This is a genomic window from Burkholderia sp. BCC1638 (assembly GCF_902833195.1).
Classification (GTDB): Bacteria; Pseudomonadota; Gammaproteobacteria; order Burkholderiales; family Burkholderiaceae; genus Burkholderia; species Burkholderia diffusa.
On the sequence record NZ_CADFEC010000152.1, the window covers coordinates 1 to 433 of the forward strand.

Genomic DNA, 433 nt, shown 5'->3' on the forward strand with positions numbered 1-433 from the left:
GGGGCGCGTGATGGTGCGCAGCGCGCCACGCGGATTGTCCGGGCCGGCACGATAGTCGAACCGCGTGCACTGTCCGTCCGGCCCGGTTTCCTCCAGCAGCCGCCCGAGCACGTCCACCTGCCGCCGGAAACGCGCGCCGCCCGGCAGGACGATCTCGCTGGAACGCAGGCGCGCGTCGTAGTCGAGGCGCGTTTCGCGATCGCCCTGCACGATGCGCAGCAGCTCGCCGCGCGCGCCGTAGCGATAGCTCGTGGTGGTGCCGTCCGGCGCCTTGCGCGCAATCAGCCGCCGCAGGTGATCGTATTCGAGCTCGACGCGCAGGCCCGTGGGCAGCCTCACCGCAACCAGTTGCTGCGCGTCGTCGTACTCGAAACGCGCCTCGCTGCCGGATGCGTCGACGATGGCGACCAGTTGGCCGCGCGAGTCGTAGCGG

The 433-nt window shown here is 71.4% G+C and carries 1 protein-coding gene; it reads right to left on the reverse strand.

Going from position 1 to position 433, the window contains the following annotated elements:
* A partial coding sequence (locus tag HWX22_RS31660; protein WP_175917033.1) for an RHS repeat protein occupies positions 1-433 on the reverse strand: 433 nt, incomplete at both ends.